This window comes from Phytobacter sp. V69 (assembly GCF_965644215.1).
Classification (GTDB): Bacteria; Pseudomonadota; Gammaproteobacteria; order Enterobacterales; family Enterobacteriaceae; genus Phytobacter.
This window is the reverse complement of the sequence record NZ_CBFFRL010000239.1, coordinates 1-6,033: the sequence shown is the minus strand read 5'-3', so window position 1 is coordinate 6,033 and position 6,033 is coordinate 1. Positions and strand designations below refer to the sequence as shown.

Genomic DNA, 6,033 nt, shown 5'->3' with positions numbered 1-6,033 from the left:
AGTCATGATAATAGGGCCTTCTGATTAGAAGGCCCTATTATCAATGATTTTTATCCTCGTGACGACACTATCTAGAATGAATTGGTCAGGGGATATTTATTAGAGATGACTGTTTTTTTGACGTAAGTTTATTCGCAAAAATATTGTTACAAATACCACGAATTTCTTCACAACAAAGGACGTTTGTCTCATGGGGATTGTAAAACCTGGCCTGTTACTGACTGTATTTATGCTGACTGCGTGTGGCGGGGGCGGTGGTGGCGGAGGTGGCAGCGACAGCGCACCGCCGGAAACCACGGCTCCGGTGCAAACCGACAACGGCAATACCGGCAGCACACCTGAAACACCTTCCTCGGCACCGGCGAGTTACACGACTGGCGGGACCATTTCCGGCTACACTTACACCACGCCGCAAGGTTCTGAATACACCATGCGCGGTACGGGCATTTCAGCGGGGTATGTGCAAACGCAGAGGCTTGTTCGTACCGACGGTACGCCCGTTTCGGCGACTTCCTGGTGTTGTGGCCGCATGAGCTACACCACCTTCGGGACCTGGACAAGTTTCGAAACCGGACAGCACGATGTTTTCTATACGGGTGACGCGACCCTGGCGGCCAATGTGCCAACACAGGGCACGGCAACCTACGTTGGCAACGGTCTGCGTGAAAGCAACCGTAGCGATGCCACCTTTAACATCGATTTCGCTGCTAAAACCATCAACGGGAACATCGCTGCCAGCGACACCTTCGGCAGCGAAGTGACGATGCAGGGCAATATTGCCAACGGTGGTTTCACCGGCAACGCACAATCGGGCGGTCAGAGCGGTACGTTCCTCGGCCATTTCAACGGCCCGGCAGCGGAAGAGTTGGGCGGTATTGCCCAGTTCGCCGACAGCAGCAAAAACGCCTCTTTCGGCGCCACGCGTCAATAAATCAGTTGTCGGCCAGCGCGTCTGGCCGACGCTTTCCTGATGGTAAGTAACCTATGAATGTCTTGCGTATTGGGGCATTGAGTGTGCTTTGTCCACTCGGTGTTGCCTTCGCCGCGCCACCGGAAACGAACGCCATTCCTGCCGCTCCCCACTTTGAACGACTTGCCACGCCGGATGCAACCACACGCGCCAGTGGCAAGACCTTGCACGTGACGAATGCGGAGCTGGTTAAGCAGCCTGAACTGGCGATGGCTCTACTCGATCAGGCCGTGCGGGACGGGCAATGGCCGGTGGTCAGTGCGATTTTGCCCGTCTATGAGGCATCGCCAAACCCGGATACCACCTTAATCCACTTCGCCAAAGCGGGACTCGCCCGCAGTCAGGGCCAGTATTCGCAGGCTATTTCACACTATCGCGCCATCCTTAGCGCGCACCCTGACTTTGCCGCGGTACGTCTCGATCTGGCGCGAGCCATGTTTGAGAATCGTCAGTATGATGCGGCGGAATACCAGTTTCAGCGTGTGCTGCAAAGCGAACCGCCGGAAAACATTCAGCATGTTATTGCGCAGTATCTTGAGCGTATTCAGAAAGGGAGCGCGCTGACGGGTTCGTTGAATGTCAGTTATCTCAACGACAGCAACGCGAACAATGCCTCATCAAGCAAAACGATCCGCGTGGGTGACCGCCTTTTTATACGCAATAAAGACAGCTTCCCGCAGCGGGGAGAAGGGCTGTGGTTTAGCGGCACGCTACAAAAAGATGGGCAGCTTTACGATCAGCACGGGCTGCGTTTTTTGGGTACGGTGAACGGGAAAAGTTACTGGAACAACCATAAGTTTGATGACATCACCAACCGTGTTTATGCCGGATATCAATGGCGCGATTTCCGCCAGCAGTTTGCGCTGCTGCCCTTCTATGAAAAGCGTTGGTACGGTACCGAGGATTACTCCTCCGGTCCGGGCGTGCGCGCGGATTACAGCTATCTGCTGTCGCCGACCTGGCAGATAAGCCAGGCACTTGAGTACCAGAAATTGTCTTACGATGATGACGCGTACCGTTTTCTGCGCGGGCAGAACCGTTACACGTCAACGACCTTATCCCACGCGTTTAGCGATAGGGTTTCCGCCTATGCGGGCATTGATTTTCTCGATCAGCAAACTTTCGCCAAAAATGAGTCCAACCATCGCGTAGGGATACGTAGCGGCGTGCAGGTCGATTTGCCCTGGCAACTGTCGTTCTCCGCGGGTTCTGCGTTTGCCAGACGCGACTACCAGGCCGACAGTGATATTTTCGGCACCCGGCGCAAAGACAACGAACAGCTGTATAACCTCTCAATCTGGCATCGCGATCTCTACTTCTTTGGTGTAATGCCGAAGCTGAATTTCAGTTACAAACACGTGGACAGCAACATCGATTTTTATGACTATCGCCAGCGCAGTGTGACATTGTCACTGGATAAAAACTTCTAAACATCAATGCGGTGCGCGCAGGTAACTGCTGCCGCACCGCGTTCACATGCCCATTAGCGTGTCTGCGAAAAATCTTCCAGCGTCGATTCCAGAGAGGCGCCAAACATCTGGCCATGACTCAGTCCAGGATACAGGCGATAGGTTGCTGGCATTCCCTCCGTCTTGAGACCACTGACCGTTTTACTGACGGCATTTAGCGTCTCAACCGGGGTGGGTTCGCGCTGCCTGCGAGGATCGCCGTCACCTTCCATTAGTGTAAGCCGCTTATTACCTAACGTGGTTTTTCCTGCGCCGTCGATTTTTTTAAGTAAGGCAAAATTGTCCCGCCCGAGAGAAGGGCTTGCAGCGTAGAAGGTGTTAAAAAACGACGAGGATAAATAGCTGTCCAGCACAAATAGCCCGCCAAACGAGTGCCCCCAGAGGGCGCGTTTAGTCGGGTCTATGCGGATATTCGCTTCGGCGCGCAGGGCGATGGTTTTTTCCATCAGTTGGCGAAAGAGGGCGCTACCGCCGCCTTTTCGACCATAACGCTCTTCCGCCGTATCGCTTGCGGGAGTGTAGTCATAGGTGCGGGCGACCGGCTCGAAGGGCAATGTCGTTTGATATCCGATGACCACCAGAACCGGGGGCGTGTGCGCCGACATTTTTTGCAGCAGGGTGTCGGATAAACGGTCCATCACCGCGTTACCATCCAGCATATACAGCACCGGATATCCGTTGCCGGAAGGGGCTTTATTGGGGACTGCCGTCCAGACTTTGTAATGTCGCTGCCCGTCGGCGGAATCAAAGGTGTTGATAGTGAAATGGTAAAACGCGGAACCTTTATCCGCGATATTCGGCCCAAGCGGCGACATGTCTGGCCTGGCGATGGCCTCTGCGGCGTTCAGTAAGATAAAAAAACAGGTTGCCAGACGCAGCACGCGGTTGGGTGTTTTCCTGTTAAAGACTGTTGAATTCATTGCTCTGTTTTCTCTTTTAACGTGGATATGGGTGTCTGACAAACGTGGTCAACAAGGCCGCGGTTAAAGCGGGAAGCACGGCTTCCCGCTGCGGTGCGATGGCCCAATCAGAAATGCAGCCCCAGTTGCATGTACCAGGTGCGCCCCGATTCGTTGTACGTCCGTGCACCTGCACCATAGGCGTAGGTGCCATTCGCGCCGGATGTGAGGGCATTACCTGCACGGAATTGACGTTTATCCAGTAGGTTATCAACGCCTGCGGTGACATCGATATCTTTATTGACGCTGTAAACCGCGCTCATGCCAAATACCGCGTACGGTGAAACCTGCCAGCGCTCACTGCCTGAGGTGGCCTCTCCCTGGGCGTTATATTTCTGCGGTTTTTGCCTGCCGTACCAGGTCATGGTTCCCTGCAATGACAGATCGCTCGTGGCCTGCCAGTCCAGCGTCGAGTTAAGTGTATATTTCGGGATAATGGACAGATAATCGCCGGAGGTTTTGTTTTTATTTTCGATGATGTACGTGAAGTTATTATTCATCTTGATGGTGTCGCTAAGCGGGAAATTAAGCGTACCTTCCAGCCCCTGAACGACGGATTTGGGGACATTCTGCCATTTATACACATTGGACGTGCCGTTGTTGTATTCCGCTGAATACCCGGCTTCAATCTTGTCGCGATAGTCATTGCGATACCAGGTTAAACCGGCCTGAACGTCATTGTGGTGATACTCAATACCCAACTCTTTATTGACGCTGGTTTCGGCTTTCAAATCCTTGTTGCCTTGCAGATAGCAACTCACGGAATTGGCATAACAGCCATTACCGCTGCTGTATAAGAGGTAGTTAGGGTTGGTCTGATACAGATTTGGTGCTTTCCACGCCCGGGCAATCCCCATTTTCAATGTGAAATCGTCCCCCAGTTCCTGAGAGAGATTCAGCGATGGGCTAACATTGCTACCGGTATACGTCTGGTGGTTAAAACGAATCCCCGGCGTCAGACGCGTGGAGTCCGTCAGATCAATATTGTCTTCCGTATAGATCCCATATATATCGGCAGAGCTGTATTCGCTGCGTCCGGAGCTGGAGACGCCATTGACCGCAGAGGTATTTGCCAGCGTATTGGAGGTGGGATCTTTCATCGACTGATGATTCATCTCCGCACCAAAGGTGATGGTTTGACTCACACCCCAGTCAAAGGGAATATTCACCTCTGAGTGTAGATTCGTGTCATTGAGATAAATAGTAGAGAAGCCTTCATCGGTGGTACTAAAAAGCCCCTCTAAACCACCTGATAAGCCTTCATTAAGTCGGTTATTACGCGTTTTTTCGAACTGAATATAGTTGCTGGTGGTGATCCCGTTATCCCACGTCCCCGTGTATTTCAGTGCCAGGTTCTGTCGGTAAATGATATTGGTTTCTTTACCGTAGTTCTGTTTGACCAGCGTACTGCTATTGGTATTTTGCGTATCACCGGCATACAGATTGCCCTGACGACTAAATCCGGCGCTGAGTTCCAGCGCCTGCATGGGCATAAACGCCCAGTGTAAAACGCCGTTGATATTTTTATTCACCACTCCTTCGCGCCCGGCCGGAACCATACCGGCATATTTCCCCGTACGCTCGGCTTCATGACCGCTATTAATATCCTGTGCGTCGGCCTGGGTTTTGCTCCAGTTGCCATACAGACGCATGGTGAAATTATCCGCCAGCTCCCCACTCAGGTTGGCGTTATAGCGCTGCGTGGTGCCTTCGGCTTTGTGCTCCGGGACACTGTAGTAACTGTTAAAACTGCCGTGCCACTCATTGTTTGTCGGTTTAGTGATGATATTAACCACGCCACCCATCGCCCCGTTACCGTAGAGTGCCGCTGCCGGGCCACGAATAACTTCGATGCGTTCTATCATTTCAGCGGGTACCCAGTTGCTGTCGCCGCGGGTATCGCGCTCACCCCGCCAGCCATAGCGCACGGAGTTGCGGCTACTTACCGGCATGCCATCAATTAATATCAGGGTATTTTCCGGCCCCATTCCACGGATATCGATTTGTCGATTATTACCGCGCTGTCCGCTGCTGGAATTACCCGTCAGGTTCACGCCCGGCATGGTGCGAATAATTTCCGATACATCGCGCGAGATGGGATGTTTTTTAATGGCGTCACTGTCAATAATCGACACGCCCGGTGCTTGCAGCGTCTGTTCTCTGGCGGTGACGACCACCGTATCTTCATTATTGTTTTGCCCGCTGGTATTCGGGGCTTTATTGCTTTGGCTGTTCTCGACAGCAGCGGTGTCGCTGTCGCGATTGATTTCAGTGGCCTGCGCTGACAGCGCCAGTAAATTCCCTGCAATAAGCGAGCTTAATAATGAGTATTTATAGATGTTATTTATCATGTGATTAACGGCTATCTTGCCTGACAATAAACGGGGTAATTACTCTAGTGCGAATGATTATCAATTGCAAACTGAGGCGAGCCATAAATCAAATTTGGTAGGGGTGTGGAAGGGGATGTGATGCACAGGGTTTAATAGCGAATGAAAGTTATGTTTTCTAAGGAAGGTGCGATTTAATCGGTGGGGTTCAGTGGAGTCCTTAGCTGTATTAGGCTGTGTCCCTTAATCACCTGAGTTATAGTAACTGTCTTTTTCAACAACATATTGAACTATGGCTCGCTACG

Annotated in this window: 4 protein-coding genes; 2 read left to right on the top strand and 2 right to left on the bottom strand. The window is 52.2% G+C overall.

The window, feature by feature from the left end:
- Positions 1 to 190 precede the first annotated feature (190 nt).
- Together ACSZPU_RS22395 and ACSZPU_RS22390 are read left to right on the top strand one after the other, a co-directional pair.
- Positions 191 to 931: a Slam-dependent surface lipoprotein gene (locus ACSZPU_RS22395; RefSeq protein ID WP_499003291.1), complete on the top strand. Its 741-nt coding sequence runs from the start codon at positions 191 to 193 to the stop codon at positions 929 to 931.
- 53 nt (positions 932 to 984) lie between these two features.
- Complete coding sequence (locus ACSZPU_RS22390; protein ID WP_499003288.1) at positions 985 to 2,400, top strand: surface lipoprotein assembly modifier; 1,416 nt, start codon at positions 985 to 987, stop codon at positions 2,398 to 2,400.
- Between the two features lie 53 nt (positions 2,401 to 2,453).
- On the opposite strand, the gene ACSZPU_RS22385 is transcribed toward ACSZPU_RS22390, so the two are convergent.
- Both ACSZPU_RS22385 and ACSZPU_RS22380 read right to left on the bottom strand, forming a co-directional pair.
- A complete protein-coding gene (locus tag ACSZPU_RS22385; RefSeq protein ID WP_499003285.1) occupies positions 2,454 to 3,359 on the bottom strand; it encodes an alpha/beta hydrolase in 906 nt (301 codons plus the stop codon).
- 107 nt (positions 3,360 to 3,466) lie between these two features.
- Complete coding sequence (locus tag ACSZPU_RS22380) at positions 3,467 to 5,749, bottom strand: TonB-dependent siderophore receptor (protein WP_499003281.1); 2,283 nt, start codon at positions 5,747 to 5,749, stop codon at positions 3,467 to 3,469.
- Between the last annotated feature and the right edge of the window lie 284 nt (positions 5,750 to 6,033).

Coding starts and splice junctions, on each gene's coding strand:
- ACSZPU_RS22395 (WP_499003291.1), top strand. CDS start 191: ATGGGGATTGTAAAACCTGGCCTGTTACTGACTGTATTTATGCTGACT.
- ACSZPU_RS22390 (WP_499003288.1), top strand. CDS start 985: ATGAATGTCTTGCGTATTGGGGCATTGAGTGTGCTTTGTCCACTCGGT.
- ACSZPU_RS22385 (WP_499003285.1), bottom strand. CDS start 3,359: ATGAATTCAACAGTCTTTAACAGGAAAACACCCAACCGCGTGCTGCGT.
- ACSZPU_RS22380 (WP_499003281.1), bottom strand. CDS start 5,749: ATGATAAATAACATCTATAAATACTCATTATTAAGCTCGCTTATTGCA.